Annotated in this window: 14 protein-coding genes; 12 read left to right on the forward strand and 2 right to left on the reverse strand. The window is 56.8% G+C overall.

The window, feature by feature from the left end; all coding sequences use genetic code 11:
- The first annotated feature begins 2 nt into the window (after positions 1-2).
- The 12 genes from murD (at position 3) to mutT (ending at position 14452) form a co-directional block, all read left to right on the forward strand.
- The gene (murD, locus tag LAC65_RS02575) at positions 3-1319 is read left to right on the forward strand and encodes a UDP-N-acetylmuramoyl-L-alanine--D-glutamate ligase (RefSeq protein ID WP_039382576.1); all 1317 of its coding nucleotides are present in this window, start codon (positions 3-5) and stop codon (positions 1317-1319) included.
- Positions 1319-2533: a cell division protein FtsW gene (gene ftsW / locus LAC65_RS02580; RefSeq protein ID WP_039382578.1), complete on the forward strand. Its 1215-nt coding sequence runs from the start codon at positions 1319-1321 to the stop codon at positions 2531-2533. The genes murD and ftsW overlap by 1 nt, the downstream gene beginning before the upstream one ends.
- Positions 2530-3588, forward strand: coding sequence for an undecaprenyldiphospho-muramoylpentapeptide beta-N-acetylglucosaminyltransferase (gene murG, locus LAC65_RS02585; RefSeq protein ID WP_039382580.1), 1059 nt, complete (start codon positions 2530-2532; stop codon positions 3586-3588). The genes ftsW and murG overlap by 4 nt, the downstream gene beginning before the upstream one ends.
- A 70-nt stretch (positions 3589-3658) precedes the next feature.
- Positions 3659-5134, forward strand: a complete 1476-nt coding sequence (gene murC, locus LAC65_RS02590) for a UDP-N-acetylmuramate--L-alanine ligase (protein WP_039382582.1) — start codon at positions 3659-3661, stop codon at positions 5132-5134.
- Positions 5127-6047: a D-alanine--D-alanine ligase gene (locus LAC65_RS02595; protein ID WP_039382584.1), complete on the forward strand. Its 921-nt coding sequence runs from the start codon at positions 5127-5129 to the stop codon at positions 6045-6047. Before murC ends, LAC65_RS02595 begins: the two co-directional genes overlap by 8 nt.
- Before the next feature lies 1 nt (position 6048).
- Positions 6049-6885, forward strand: coding sequence for a cell division protein FtsQ (gene ftsQ / locus LAC65_RS02600; protein ID WP_071669074.1), 837 nt, complete (start codon positions 6049-6051; stop codon positions 6883-6885).
- Positions 6885-8141, forward strand: a complete 1257-nt coding sequence (gene ftsA / locus LAC65_RS02605) for a cell division protein FtsA (protein WP_039382588.1) — start codon at positions 6885-6887, stop codon at positions 8139-8141. The genes ftsQ and ftsA overlap by 1 nt, the downstream gene beginning before the upstream one ends.
- Positions 8142-8213: 72 nt before the next feature.
- Positions 8214-9368 carry a cell division protein FtsZ gene (gene ftsZ, locus LAC65_RS02610; protein ID WP_039382590.1) on the forward strand — a complete coding sequence of 385 codons (1155 nt, stop codon included), beginning with the start codon at positions 8214-8216 and terminating at the stop codon, positions 9366-9368.
- Between the two features lie 100 nt (positions 9369-9468).
- Entirely contained in the window at positions 9469-10386 is a 918-nt protein-coding gene (gene lpxC, locus LAC65_RS02615) for a UDP-3-O-acyl-N-acetylglucosamine deacetylase (protein WP_039382593.1), read from the forward strand.
- A 267-nt stretch (positions 10387-10653) separates the two neighbouring features.
- A complete protein-coding gene (gene secM / locus LAC65_RS02620) occupies positions 10654-11154 on the forward strand; it encodes a secA translation cis-regulator SecM (protein WP_039382596.1) in 501 nt (166 codons plus the stop codon).
- A 71-nt stretch (positions 11155-11225) separates the two neighbouring features.
- Positions 11226-13931, forward strand: coding sequence for a preprotein translocase subunit SecA (gene secA / locus LAC65_RS02625; RefSeq protein ID WP_071669073.1), 2706 nt, complete (start codon positions 11226-11228; stop codon positions 13929-13931).
- Between the two features lie 125 nt (positions 13932-14056).
- A complete protein-coding gene (mutT, locus tag LAC65_RS02630; protein ID WP_039382599.1) occupies positions 14057-14452 on the forward strand; it encodes an 8-oxo-dGTP diphosphatase MutT in 396 nt (131 codons plus the stop codon).
- 26 nt (positions 14453-14478) lie between these two features.
- Here mutT and yacG read toward each other — a convergent pair whose 3' ends face one another.
- Positions 14479-14676 (reverse strand): DNA gyrase inhibitor YacG, encoded by a 198-nt coding sequence (yacG, locus tag LAC65_RS02635; RefSeq protein WP_039382601.1) that lies wholly within the window; start codon positions 14674-14676, stop codon positions 14479-14481.
- A gap of 8 nt (positions 14677-14684) precedes the next feature.
- Entirely contained in the window at positions 14685-15428 is a 744-nt protein-coding gene (gene zapD / locus LAC65_RS02640; protein WP_039382603.1) for a cell division protein ZapD, read from the reverse strand.

Here is a 15428-nt window from a genome sequence, read left to right on the forward strand (position 1 = left end):
TCATGGCTGACTATCGGGGCAGAAACGTTGTCATTATCGGGCTGGGTATTACCGGCCTCTCCTGTGTCGATTTCTTCCTGGGGCAGGGCGTTACGCCACGCGTCATGGATACCCGTCTCTCACCGCCAGGCCTGGATAAGCTGCCGGAGCAGGTAGCGTGTCATACCGGTAGTATCAACAGCGACTGGCTGCTGGCCGCCGATCTGATTGTCGCCAGCCCCGGCATTGCGCTGGCGCACCCGGCGCTGAGCGACGCAGCGAACGCCGGTATTGAGATCGTGGGGGATATTGAGCTTTTCTGTCGCGAAGCGCAGGCGCCGGTTGTGGCCATTACCGGCTCCAACGGTAAAAGCACGGTCACTACGCTGGTGGGCGAAATGGCCCGCGCAGCAGGCTGGGCAGTGGGCGTGGGCGGCAACATCGGTTTGCCGGCGCTGACGCTGCTGAAATCGCCCGCGCAGCTCTATGTGCTGGAGCTCTCCAGCTTTCAGCTGGAAACAACACACAGTCTGAAAGCAGCGGCTGCCACGATCCTTAATGTGACGGAAGATCATATGGATCGCTATCCGCTGGGCATGCAGCAGTATCGCGCCGCCAAGTTACGTATTTATGAAAACGCGGCGATGTGTGTCGTTAATGCCGATGATGGCATGACTATGCCGGTGCGCGGCGCCGATCGGCGCTGTATCAGCTTTGGTGTCGACCTGGGCGATTATCATCTGACCCGGCAGCAGGGCAGTACCTGGCTTCGCGCGCACGGTGAAAAAATCCTGAACACCGCTGAGATGAAGCTGGTGGGGCAGCACAACTACACCAACGCGCTGGCTGCGCTGGCGCTGGCAGATGCCGTGGCTATCCCGCGCGCGTCGAGCCTGAAAGCGCTGACGACCTATAGCGGTCTGCCGCACCGCTTCCAGTTAGTGCATGAGGCGCGCGGAGTGCGCTGGATCAACGACTCTAAAGCCACCAACGTTGGCAGTACCGAAGCGGCGCTGCAGGGACTGCAGGTGGCGGGTACGCTCTGGCTGCTACTCGGCGGCGACGGCAAAGGCGCGGATTTCTCGCCGCTGGCGCGCTATCTGCAGGGCGATAATATCCGCCTGTTCTGTTACGGTCGTGATGGCGACGCGCTGGCCGCGTTGCGGCCAGAGGTAGCGACACTTACCGAAACGCTACAGCAGGCGGTCGCACAGATTGCGGCGGCGGCTCAGTCTGGTGACATGGTGCTGCTTTCTCCCGCCTGTGCCAGTCTCGATCAGTTTCGTAATTTTGAGCAGCGCGGCGATCTCTTCGCGCAACTGGCGAAGGAGTCCGGCTGATGCGTATACCCGGAACCGCCATTGCCAGTTTCCTGTCCGTGCGTCTGCGCGACTGGGTTATGGGCGCACGCGATGGCGATGACGCACCGGTGGTGCTTTACGATCGCACGCTCTTATGGCTGACGTTTGGTCTGGCTATTATCGGGTTTGTGATGGTGACGTCCGCCTCCATGCCGGTAGGACAGCGTCTGAACGACGATCCCTTCTACTTTGCCAAGCGCGACGCGTTTTATATCCTGCTGGCACTCGGTATGGCGCTGGTCACCCTGCGTATTCCGATGGATTTCTGGCAGCGCTACAGCAACGCCATGCTGGTGGCGTCCGTGCTGATGCTGCTGATTGTGCTGGTCGTGGGCAGCTCGGTAAACGGAGCATCGCGCTGGATTGCGCTGGGGCCGCTGCGTATCCAGCCAGCGGAACTCTCAAAGCTCTCGCTATTCTGCTATCTCGCCAGCTATCTGGTGCGCAAAGTGGAAGAGGTGCGTAATAACTTCTGGGGATTCTGTAAGCCGATGGGCGTTATGGTGATCCTCGCCGTACTGCTGCTGGCGCAGCCGGACCTCGGGACGGTGGTCGTACTGTTTGTGACCACGCTGGCGATGCTGTTTCTCGCGGGTGCCAAACTGTGGCAATTCCTTGCGATCATCGGCTCCGGTATCTTTGCCGTGGTGCTGCTGATTATCGCCGAACCTTATCGTATGCGCCGCGTGACCTCGTTCTGGAATCCGTGGGAAGATCCGTTTGGCAGCGGCTATCAGCTGACGCAGTCGCTGATGGCGTTTGGCCGCGGTGAATTCTGGGGACAGGGGCTGGGTAACTCAGTGCAAAAGCTGGAGTATCTCCCGGAGGCGCATACCGATTTTATCTTCTCGATAATCGGTGAGGAGCTCGGTTATGTCGGTGTGGTTTTAGCCCTGTTAATGGTATTCTTCGTCGCTTTTCGCGCGATGTCGATTGGCCGTCGCGCCCTTGAGCTGGACCAGCGTTTTTCCGGCTTTCTCGCCTGCTCAATTGGCGTCTGGTTTAGCTTCCAGGCACTGGTTAACGTCGGCGCGGCAGCCGGTATGCTGCCGACAAAAGGCCTGACGTTGCCGCTGATCAGCTACGGGGGATCGAGTCTGATTATTATGTCGACCGCCATCGTATTTTTACTGCGTATCGATTATGAAACGCGCCTGGCGAAAGCGCAGGCGTTTACCCGAGGTGCCCGATGAGTAGCAAACGGCTGATGGTCATGGCTGGCGGAACCGGCGGACATGTGTTTCCCGGTCTGGCGGTGGCACATCACCTGATGGAGCAGGGCTGGCAGGTACGCTGGCTGGGAACTGCCGACCGGATGGAAGCGGATCTGGTGCCGAAACACGGTATTGAGATCGACTTCATCCGCATCAGCGGACTGCGCGGCAAAGGGATCAAAGCGCTGCTGCTGGCTCCGGTACGTATTTTCAACGCCTGGCGTCAGGCGCGCCGCATCATGAAGCAGTGGCAGCCCGACGTGGTACTGGGCATGGGCGGCTATGTCTCCGGGCCGGGTGGTCTGGCGGCATGGAGCTGCGGTATCCCGGTCGTGCTCCACGAACAGAACGGTATCGCCGGACTCACCAATAAGTGGCTGGCAAAAATTGCCACCAAAGTGATGCAGGCGTTTCCCGGGGCGTTCCCTGCAGCCGATATTGTCGGCAACCCGGTGCGCACCGATGTGCTGGCGCTGCCGTCGCCGGCTGAACGCCTGCGCGATCGCAGCGGTCCGCTGCGGGTGCTGGTCGTTGGCGGCAGTCAGGGCGCCCGGATCCTGAACCAGACGCTGCCTCAGGTCGCCGCCGAACTGGGCGACGCCATTACCCTCTGGCATCAGACCGGCAGAGGCGGCCAGGCGATAGTGCAGCAGGCGTACCAGGCTGCAGGTCAGCCGCAGCATAAGGTCACAGAATTTATTGACGATATGGCCGCTGCCTACGCCTGGGCGGACGTAGTGGTATGTCGCTCAGGTGCGCTGACGGTGAGCGAAATTGCTGCGGCAGGTCTGCCGGCTATTTTCGTGCCGTTTCAGCATAAAGATCGCCAGCAATACTGGAATGCGCTGCCGCTGGAAAACGCGGGCGCGGCCAGAATTTTTGAGCAGCCGCAGTTTACTGCGGAAGGGGTGGCGGAGACGCTGCGCCAGTGGGACCGCGCGACGCTGCTGACCATGGCTGAACAGGCCCGTCAGGTTGCGATCCCGGATGCCACCGAACGCGTTGCCCGTGAAGTGGCGCGCGCTGCAAAGTAAATTTTCGGGCCTGATGAATAGGCCTGCATCCGTATGCGGGTGCGAACAGGAAAACAGGTAACAGAGAGCGATGAATACACAACAACTGGCAAAACTGCGTTCAATTGTGCCCGAGATGCGACGCGTCCGGCACATCCACTTTGTTGGCATCGGCGGTGCCGGCATGGGCGGTATTGCCGAAGTGTTGGCGAATGAAGGATATCACATCAGCGGATCCGATCTGGCGCCCAACGCGGTGACCCAGCATCTTGCTTCGCTGGGGGCGACTATCTATTTTAACCATCGTCCGGAGAACGTCACCGACGCGAGCGTGGTCGTGGTGTCAACCGCGGTGGCGCAGGATAATCCCGAGCTGGTGGCGGCGCGCGAGCAGCGTATTCCGGTGATCCGCCGCGCAGAGATGCTGGCCGAGCTGATGCGTTTCCGCCACGGCATCGCCATTGCCGGTACGCACGGTAAAACCACCACCACCGCCATGGTCACCAGTATCTACGCGGAAGGTGGCCTGGATCCGACCTTTGTGAACGGCGGCCTGGTAAAAGCAGCAGGCACGCATGCGCGGCTGGGTACCAGCCGCTACCTGATTGCTGAGGCGGATGAGAGCGACGCCTCTTTCCTGCATCTGCAGCCGATGGTCGCCATTGTGACCAACATCGAAGCGGATCACATGGATACCTATCAGGGCGATTTTGAGAACCTGAAACAGACCTTTATCAATTTCCTGCACAATCTGCCGTTCTACGGTCGCGCGGTGCTCTGTGTGGATGATGTCGTGATCCGCGACCTGATCCCGCGCGTGGGTCGCCAGATTACCACCTACGGCTTTAGCGACGATGCGGACGTACGGGTAGAGAACTATGAGCAGCGCGGTGCGCAGGGGCATTTTACCCTGCGCCGGCATGATAAACCGCTGCTGCAGGTTACTCTGAATGCACCAGGCCGCCATAACGCCCTTAACGCGGCGGCAGCCGTAGCGGTCGCCAGTGAGGAAGGCATTGAGGATGCGGCCATTCTCGCGGCGCTGGAGAGTTTCCAGGGCACTGGTCGCCGCTTTGACGTGCTGGGTGAGTTTGATACTGCTGCCGTAAACGGCAAGCCGGGCAGCGCGATGCTGGTTGACGACTATGGTCATCATCCGACCGAAGTGGATGTCACGATCAAGGCAGCGCGCGCCGGCTGGCCGGATAAAAAGCTGATGATGGTGTTCCAGCCGCATCGCTATACCCGCACCCGCGATCTGTTTGACGATTTCGCCAGCGTGCTCTCCCAGGTGGATGTACTGCTGATGCTGGAGGTCTATCCGGCCGGAGAGGCACCGATTCCAGGTGCCGACAGCCGTTCGCTCTGCCGGGCAATTCGCAGTCGCGGCAAAGTCGATCCGATTCTGGTGACTGAGCATGACGCCCTGCCGGATGCGCTGGCTCCCCTGCTGTCAGGTGACGATTTAGTGATTGTGCAGGGCGCAGGCAACATCGGCAAAATCGCGCGCCGGCTGGCTGAAAGCCAGCTGCAGGCTGCACCGAACCAGGAGGCGCGTCATGGCTGATAAAGTCGCCGTATTAATGGGCGGCACCTCAGCAGAGCGCGAGGTGTCACTGAATTCAGGCAGCGCAGTGCTGGCTGGCCTGCAGGAAATGGGCGTTGATGCGCACGGTGTGGATACTCGTGATGTATCGGTGCTGACGCTCAAAGAGCAGGGGTTTAACAAAGTCTTTATTGCGCTGCACGGGCGCGGTGGTGAGGATGGTACGCTGCAGGGCGTGCTGGACTTTATGCAGCTACCCTACACGGGCAGCGGCGTGATGGCCTCTGCTATCACCATGGATAAATTGCGCAGCAAGCTACTGTGGCAGGGCAGGGGACTGCCGTCAGGCAAGTTTATCTGGCTGACCCGGGAGCAGTATCAGCAGGGAATCGATGCGCAGACCGCTACCGCTATTGACGCGCTGAGTTTACCGCTGTTTGTTAAGCCGAGCTGTGAAGGCTCCAGCGTAGGCATCAGCCGGGTTGAGCGCGCTGACGATCTGCCAGCGGCACTGGATGAAGCGTTTCGCCACGACAACGATGTACTGATTGAAGCTTTTTTAAGCGGTGATGAGTATACCGTGGCAATTGTCGGGGAAGAAATCCTGCCATCCATTAAAATTAAAACAGCCAGCGCTTTCTATGACTATGAAGCAAAATACATTTCTGACGATACTCAGTACTTCTGTCCCAGCGGTCTGAGTGCAGAAAAAGAAGCTGAACTGCAAAAGCTGGTGCTGGCTGCCTGGCAGTCGCTGGGCTGCAGTGGCTGGGGACGCGTGGATGTCATGACCGATAGCGAAGGCCGTTTTCAGCTGCTGGAGGTCAATACGTCGCCGGGCATGACCAGCCATAGTCTGGTTCCGATGGCGGCACGGCAGGCGGGTTACAGCTTTCCGCAGCTGGTAACGCGTATCCTGGCGCTGGCTGACTGATATGTCTCAGGCAGCGCTACGCGTACGCAACCGCGAACCTCAGGAGCGAGCCCGCACCGGGCGCAGCAACGGCGCACGGCTGTTTGGCATTGTGTTTCTGCTGCTGGTGCTGGGCACCATGATAGCCGGTGGCCTGGTGGTCCTGAAGTGGATGAATGACGCTTCACGTCTGCCGCTATCAAAGCTGGTCGTAACGGGGCAAACCCACTACACCACGCATGATGATATTCGCCAGGCGATTCTGTCACTGGGCGCCCCGGGGACCTTTATGTCGCAGAATGTGGATATCATTCAGCAACAGATTGAACGATTACCCTGGATTAAACAGGTCAGCGTGCGCAAGCAGTGGCCTGATGAGCTGAAGATAAATCTGGTGGAGTATGTTCCGGTTGCACGCTGGAACGACTCGCACATGGTAGATGCCGATGGCGTCTCCTTCAGCGTTCCGGCCAGTCATGTCGGCAAAGAGAATCTGCCGATGCTCTATGGACCGGAAGGCAGTGAAAAAGAGGTGCTGGCGGGTTATCACTCCCTGCGGGATGTGCTCCAGGCCAGCAAGTTTACCCTGAAGGTCGCGTCGATGACGGCGCGTCGCTCATGGCAGCTGGTCACCGGGGACGATATCCGCATCGAACTGGGACGGAGCGATACCATGAAGCGTCTGAACCGTTTTATTGAGCTCTATCCGGAGCTGCAGCTGCAGGGCCAGAATGAAAGCAAGCGTGTTGATTATGTTGATCTACGCTATGACTCTGGCGCCGCAGTAGGCTGGGTTCCGGCACCGATTGAGCCACAGGACAGTAATCAGCAACAGAACCAGGCACAGGCTAAACCATAATGATCAAGGCAACGGACAGAAAACTGGTAGTAGGACTTGAAATTGGCACCGCGAAGGTTGCCGCCCTGGTTGGAGAAATTCTGCCTGATGGTATGGTCAATATTATCGGGGTGGGCAGCTGCCCGTCGCGGGGTATGGACAAAGGCGGGGTAAACGATCTGGAATCGGTGGTGAAGTGCGTACAGCGCGCCATCGATCAGGCGGAACTGATGGCGGATTGCCAGATTTCGTCGGTCTACCTTGCTTTATCGGGCAAACACATCAGCTGTCAGAACGAAATCGGGATGGTTCCGATTTCCGAAGAGGAAGTGACTCAGGATGATGTGGAAAACGTTGTCCATACGGCTAAATCAGTGCGCGTACGTGATGAGCATCGCATTCTGCATGTCATTCCGCAGGAGTATGCCATTGACTACCAGGAAGGCATCAAGAATCCGGTGGGCTTATCCGGCGTCCGTATGCAGGCCAAAGTACATTTAATCACCTGTCACAACGATATGGCGAAAAATATCGTAAAAGCAGTTGAACGTTGCGGACTTAAAGTTGACCAATTGATTTTTGCCGGACTGGCTTCCAGCTTTTCTGTCCTGACAGAAGATGAACGTGAGCTGGGCGTCTGTGTTGTCGACATCGGTGGCGGTACAATGGATATCGCGGTGTATACCGGCGGCGCGCTGCGTCATACCAAGGTGATCCCCTATGCCGGGAACGTTGTGACCAGCGATATCGCCTATGCATTTGGTACACCGCCTACTGACGCTGAGGCGATCAAAGTACGCCACGGCTGCGCGCTGGGATCGATTGTCGGCAAAGATGAGAATGTAGAAGTGCCAAGCGTAGGCGGACGTCCGCCGCGCAGTCTGCAGCGTCAGACGCTGGCTGAAGTCATTGAGCCGCGCTACACCGAGCTGCTGAATCTGGTGAACGACGAGATTCTGCAACTGCAGGAGCAGCTGCGCCAGCAGGGTGTGAAGCATCATCTTGCTGCCGGTATTGTATTAACCGGCGGCGCGGCGCAAATTGAAGGTCTGGCAGCCTGCGCACAACGCGTGTTTCATACGCAGGTGCGTATCGGCCAGCCGCTGAATATTACGGGCCTGACCGACTACGCTCAGGAGTCTTACTACTCCACGGCGGTGGGCCTGCTGCACTATGGTAAAGAGTCACACCTGAACGGTGACGCAGAAACAGAAAAACGTGCTTCAGTTGGCAATTGGTTTAAACGAATCAACAGCTGGCTGAAGAAAGAGTTTTAATTTTGATAAAAGGAGATCATGCTGGCAATGTTTATGATCTCCAGGCGAACAGGCACATAACGGAGAGAAATCATGTTTGAACCTATGGAATTAACCAATGACGCGGTGATTAAAGTCATCGGCGTCGGCGGTGGCGGTGGCAACGCCGTAGAGCACATGGTGCGCGAGCGTATCGAAGGTGTGGAATTCTTTGCTGTAAACACGGACGCTCAGGCGTTACGTAAAACAGCGGTCGGCCAGACGATCCAGATCGGGACCAATATCACCAAAGGTCTTGGCGCAGGGGCTAACCCGGAAGTCGGTCGTACCTCAGCGGAAGAAGATCGCGAAGCACTGCGTTCTGCGCTGGATGGGGCAGACATGGTGTTTATCGCAGCCGGTATGGGCGGCGGTACCGGTACCGGTGCTGCGCCTGTTGTCGCTGAAGTGGCTAAAGATCTCGGGATTCTGACCGTTGCTGTCGTGACCAAGCCGTTCAACTTTGAAGGCAAAAAACGTATGGCGTTTGCTGAGCAGGGTATTGCTGAGCTCTCCAAGCACGTTGACTCCCTGATCACCATCCCGAATGACAAACTGCTCAAAGTGCTGGGCCGCGGTATCTCGCTGCTGGACGCTTTTGGCGCAGCAAACGATGTACTGAAAGGTGCGGTTCAGGGTATTGCTGAACTGATTACCCGTCCGGGTCTGATGAACGTCGACTTTGCAGACGTGCGTACCGTGATGTCAGAAATGGGTTATGCCATGATGGGCTCTGGCGTGGCGTGCGGTGAAGATCGTGCTGAAGAAGCTGCTGAAATGGCAATTTCCAGTCCGCTGCTGGAAGATATCGACCTCTCTGGCGCACGTGGCGTGCTGGTCAACATCACTGCCGGCTTCGATCTGCGTCTGGATGAGTTTGAAACCGTCGGTAATACTATCCGCGCATTCGCTTCTGACAATGCGACCGTGGTTATCGGTACCTCACTGGATCCAGAGATGAATGATGAGCTGCGTGTCACCGTCGTGGCCACCGGCATCGGTATGGATAAGCGTCCGGAAATCACTCTGGTGACCAATAAACCTGCTTCGCAACCGGTTATGGATCACCGCTATCAGCAGCACGGCATGGCGCCGCTGCCGCAGGAGCAGAAACCTGCTGCGAAAGTTGTTAACGAACAGCCGGCCGCTTCCGGTAAAGAGCCTGACTATCTTGATATTCCAGCGTTCCTGCGTAAACAGGCAGATTAAGAATAAGCTGATAATTGGGATTTCCCGCTCTTTGTGCTAAAGTCTTCGCCCGCCGGTAATTTATACTGGCGGTCGGATGGTAATATTGCGAGATAATGCGATGATCAAACAAAGGACACTAAAACGTATTGTTCAGGCGACTGGCGTCGGTTTACATACCGGCAAAAAAGTCACGCTGACTTTACGCCCTGCGTCGGCTAACACCGGGGTCATCTATCGTCGCACCGACTTGAATCCACCGGTTGATTTCCCGGCTGATGCAAAATACGTGCGCGACACCATGCTGAGTACCTGCCTGGTGAACGATGAAGGCGTACGTATTTCAACGGTAGAACACCTGAACGCCGCGCTGGCGGGTCTGGGTATCGATAACATTATTGTGGAAGTCGATGCACCAGAAATTCCAATTATGGATGGCAGCGCAGCACCTTTCGTCTACCTGCTGATGGATGCAGGTGTGGAAGAGCTTAACAGCGCGAAAAAATTTGTACGCGTTAAGCAGGCGGTACGGGTAGAAGATGGTGATAAGTGGGCTGAGATCAAACCGTATAACGGTTTCTCGCTCGATTTCACTATCGATTTCAAACATCCGGCTATCGATTCAAGCTCGCAGCGTTACCAGCTCAACTTCTCGGCTGAGGCATTTGTCCGCCAGATCAGCCGTGCGCGCACCTTTGGCTTTATGCGTGAAATTGAATATCTGCAGTCTAAAGGCCTGTGCCTGGGCGGTAGTTTAGATTGTGCGATTGGCCTTGATGATTTCCGCGTGCTGAATGAAGATGGCCTGCGCTTTGAAGATGAGTTTGTACGACACAAAATGCTGGATGCTATCGGCGATTTGTTTATGTGTGGTCACAACGTGATTGGTGCCTTTTCGGCGTTTAAATCAGGCCATGCGTTAAACAACAAGCTGCTGCAGGCTGTCCTGGCGAAACAGGAAGCCTGGGAGTGGGCCACCTTCGAAGATGAAGCTGAGCTGCCGCTGGCGTTTAAAGCACCTAATTTAGTCCTGGCTTAACAGCCGGTCATAAGAACGGCGGATACCCTGACACTCTCTCCGGTCAGCGGTATCCGCCGTTTTTTTTCGCCTCTCTGATGGCGTGGAAGCCCGCCCGCAAAATGCCCGCCTGTCTGGTGAAATGCTGTACGAAAAGCGTGAAATCCGCCGTAAGCCGCCCGATCTCTGCTGTGGAAGCCGTACATAAGTGCTATTATCTGGCGCTCATATAAGCGGGCTGACAGCATGTCAGCCGCATGGATGTGTTATTAACGTTGCGGACGGATTGTGATCGGACTCTTTTCACGCTGGCGACAATTAGGCAGGCGCTATTTCTGGCCACATCTCCTGCTGGGGATGGTGGCGGCCAGTCTGGGCCTGCCTGCCTGCGCGCAAAACGCCGAGCCTTCCGCCAGCGACTCCCCGGTCAGCAGCCTGTTCACCGGCAATGTGGTTCACTTTGATCACCTGATCCGGCTGCAGGAGAGCGCCCGCCGGCCTGGCGCTAATGTCGATTACTGGCATCAGCACGCTATCCGCACGGTGATCCGCCACCTCTCATTCAGTCTGTCACCGGCCACCGAAGCTGAAGCTGAAATCGCGCTGCCGCTTGCCGTACAGAAGCTGGCGCTGATTGATTCGCTGCAGGCGCTGCTGACATCGCCTGTGCAGCCGCAGCCCGCGCATCTGACACTGCCGTACGCCTGCTATCACTCTCCGATAGCTCATGCCGTTGCTGACTGGCAGGCTACCAGCGATGGTATCCGCGCCGGACCTTTCGTTGCCTGATTACGCCCCCTTTTCCCCTTTTTAAGAGTTAACCGGCCGCGATATCCCGGCTGATAAGAGAAAAATTGAACATGTTAATCAAACTGTTAACGAAAGTGTTTGGCAGCAGCAACGATCGTACGCTGCGCCGCATGCGCAAAGCTGTAGATGTCATCAATAAGATGGAACCTGAGTTCGTCAAACTGTCAGATGATGAACTGAAAGCAAAAACCAATGAATTCCGCGCGCGTCTGGAAAAGGGCGAAGCGCTGGAGAGCCTGATCCCGGAAGCGTTCGCCACCGTACGCGAAGCGAGTAAGCGCGTATTTGGCATGCGCCACTTCGATGTGCAGCTGATTGGCGGTATGGTGCTGAATGAGCGGTGCATTGCGGAGATGCGTACCGGTGAAGGTAAAACGCTGACCGCCACGCTGCCCGCTTACCTGAACGCGCTGAGCGGCAAAGGCGTGCACGTAGTTACCGTCAACGACTATCTGGCACAACGTGATGCAGAGAACAACCGCGCGCTGTTTGAGTTTCTGGGCCTGAGTATCGGTATCAACCTGCCAGGCATGCCTGCGGTTGCCAAGCGTGAAGCTTACGCGGCTGATATCACCTACGGCACCAATAACGAATATGGCTTTGACTACCTGCGCGACAACATGGCATTCAGCCCGGAAGAGCGCGTTCAGCGTAAGCTGCACTATGCGCTGGTGGATGAAGTCGACTCCATTCTGATTGATGAGGCGCGTACGCCGCTGATCATCTCTGGTCCGGCGGAAGATAGCTCCGATCTCTATATCAAAGTTAATAAAATCATCCCGCACCTGGTTCGTCAGGAAAAAGAAGATTCTGACAACTTCCAGGGAGAAGGCGACTTCTGGGTCGATGAGAAAGCGCGTCAGGCGCACATGACTGAACGCGGCCTGGTCAAGGTTGAAGAGCTGCTGGTCAGCCAGGGCATTATGGAAGAGGGCGAGTCGCTCTACTCGCCAACCAATATTATGCTGATGCATCACGTCACCGCTGCGCTGCGGGCGCACGCGCTCTTCACGCGGGACGTCGACTATATCGTTAAAGAGGGTGAGGTCATCATTGTTGATGAGCACACCGGCCGTACCATGCAGGGGCGCCGCTGGTCTGATGGTCTGCATCAGGCTATTGAAGCCAAAGAGGGAGCGGATATCCAGAATGAGAACCAGACGCTGGCGTCCATCACCTTCCAGAACTACTTCCGTCTGTATGAGAAGCTGGCCGGTATGACCGGTACGGCGGACACCGAAGCGTTTGAATTCAGCTCGATTTACAAGCTCGACACTATCGTGGTGCCAACTAACCGTCCGATGGTGCGTAAAGACATGGCCGATCTGGTCTACATGACCGAGAAAGAGAAGATCGATGCCATCATTGAAGATATTCGTACCTGTACGGCAAAAGGCCAGCCGGTGCTGGTGGGGACTATTTCGATTGAGAAATCAGAAGTGGTCTCTAATGAACTGACGCGCGCCGGTATTAAACACAGCGTGCTGAACGCCAAATTCCACGCCAGCGAAGCCGATATTGTGGCGCAGGCAGGCCAGCCGGGAGCGGTGACTATCGCGACCAACATGGCGGGTCGTGGTACCGACATCGTGCTGGGTGGCAGCTGGCAGGCTGAAGTGGCCGCGCTGGAAGCGCCGTCTGAAGAGCAGGTGCAGGCGATTAAAGAGGCGTGGAAACTGCGTCACGATGCCGTACTGGCCTCAGGCGGTCTGCATATCATCGGTACTGAGCGTCATGAATCACGTCGTATCGATAACCAGTTGCGCGGCCGTGCCGGTCGTCAGGGCGATGCCGGCTCTTCTCGCTTCTACCTCTCTATGGAAGATGCACTGATGCGTATCTTCGCCTCCGATCGCGTTTCGAACATGATGCGCAAACTCGGCATGAAGCCAGGTGAGGCGATTGAGCATCCGTGGGTGACCAAAGCGATCGCAAACGCGCAGCGCAAGGTTGAGAGCCGCAACTTCGATATTCGTAAGCAGCTGCTGGAGTATGATGACGTCGCAAACGACCAGCGTCGTGCTATCTACAGCCAGCGTAATGAACTGCTGGATGTCTCTGATGTGTCTGACACCATCAACAGCATTCGTGAGGATGTGTTTAAGGCGACGATCGACACCTATATTCCGCCGCAGTCGCTGGAAGAGATGTGGGACGTGCCGGGCCTGGAAGAGCGTCTGCGCACCGATTTTGATCTCGATCTGCCGGTTGCTGAGTGGCTGGATAAAGAGCCGGATCTGCATGAAGAGACGCTGCGTGAACGGATCATGACCCGCGCGCGCGAAAGCTATGCGGCGAAAGAAGAGGTTGTCGGCACCGAAATGATGCGCAACTTCGAAAAAGGCGTGATGCTGCAGACGCTGGATTCACTGTGGAAAGAGCATCTGGCGGCGATGGACTATCTGCGTCAGGGGATCCATCTGCGCGGCTATGCCCAGAAAGATCCCAAGCAGGAATATAAGCGCGAATCCTTTGCCATGTTTGCGGCAATGCTGGAGTCACTGAAGTATGAAGTGATCAGCACGCTGAGCAAGGTTCAGGTGCGGATGCCGGAAGAAGTTGAAGCGATGGAGCAGCAGCGTCGCGAAGAAGCTGAACGTCTGGCACAGCAGCAGCAGCTGAGTCACGTGGATGATGAAACCGCCGCCGCCGAGGCGCTTGCCGCCCAGGGTGGTGAACGTAAAACCGGGCGTAACGATCCCTGCCCGTGTGGCTCGGGCAAAAAGTATAAGCAGTGTCACGGCCGTCTGGCCTGACCCTGAAAAGGAGCCTGCGGGCTCCTTTTTTTTACGGTTATGACGCCGTTCAGGACGGGTTATTAACATCCGCGCCGCGCTGTTTTACACTTTGCGCACTTTGATAATAAAGCGGGATCAACTCTATGAAGCACCTGCAGGTCGCAGTCGGCATTATCCGTAATGCCAGCCGCCAGATTTTCCTTGCGCAGCGCGCAGCCAGCTCTTATATGGCAAACAAATGGGAGTTCCCCGGCGGAAAAATTGAACAGAATGAAAGTGCGGAGCAGGCGCTGAAGCGTGAGCTTATGGAGGAAACCGGTATTGAGGTGACCCGTGCGACCGCAATCGGCCAGGCTGACCACGCCTATGATGACCTGCGCGTCACGCTGCATTTCTTTCTGGTGGAAGCGTGGCAGGGTGAGCCATGGGGACGCGAGGGGCAGCCGCAGCGCTGGGTAGCGCAGCGCGATCTTATTGCAGAGGAGTTTCCGGCTGCAAACCATGCGCTGATTGCCCGTCTGGTGGCGGACGAACTCTGAAACAGGGGCGCGATGCCCCTGCTGTTTTATTGCTGCTCTTCACTCCACTCATCGCTGTCGGTCTGGTCGCCACTGCTGGGAATGCGTTTTTCCTCTGCGGCCCATTCGCCAAGATCAATCAGCTGACAGCGTTTGCTGCAGAACGGACGCCACGGGCTCAGTTCATCCCACATCACATCTCTGCCGCAGTTCGGGCAGGGTACGGTAATCATCTCTTCCGGCATAATATCCTCTAACAGCAGGCCAGTTCAAAATTCAGGCGGGCAGGCACCGCGCCCTGTTCACTATCCAGCGGCAAAAAACGAATAGCGTAACGGCTTTTATGACCTGAAATCTGCGGATAGAGCGCATCTTCCAGCGTCAGCCGCAGCCGCAGCAGGTCTGCTCCTTCAGCATTGTCCTGATAAAATCCATTCAGGCTGGTCTGATGACGAAATACGCCAGACTGGCGGATAAGATCGAGGATCATCATCAGGCTGTTACGCAGCGGCTCAAGCGATGCCAGCCAGCCAGCTACCTGCGTATCGCGCAGCGTCTGCTCCTGGTGCAGCCAGATGTGCAGGCCAGGTAAATCAAAACTGCAGCAGCCGCCGGGAATGCTGAGACGCTGACGTACCAGCGATATCAGCCGATCGTCACGCAGATGCTGGCCCATACGCGGTGCGCTCAGCAGCTCAGCGGAGAGCTGTTTAAGGCGGTTGCTGAGCTGGCTTACCGTCTGCTCATCAACACCGGGCACATCCAGCCAGGCGCGCAGTTTCTGCTGCTGACGCTCCAGCTCTTTAAGCAGCTCGGTCCGCATATCGCCGCGCTCAAAAATATCCAGCAGGTCGGCAAGAATGCGAAACACGCCCAGTGCGGCAACGGAATGATTCACCGGTACCGTTTCATGCAGCTGATTGAGTAAAAACTCGACGCGCAGCCAGGTGCGCATCTTCTCATTCAGCGGATGCTCAAACAGAACAACTGTACTCAT

The sequence above is a fragment of the Pantoea eucrina genome (assembly GCF_020079945.1).
Lineage (GTDB): Bacteria > Pseudomonadota > Gammaproteobacteria > Enterobacterales > Enterobacteriaceae > Pantoea > Pantoea eucrina.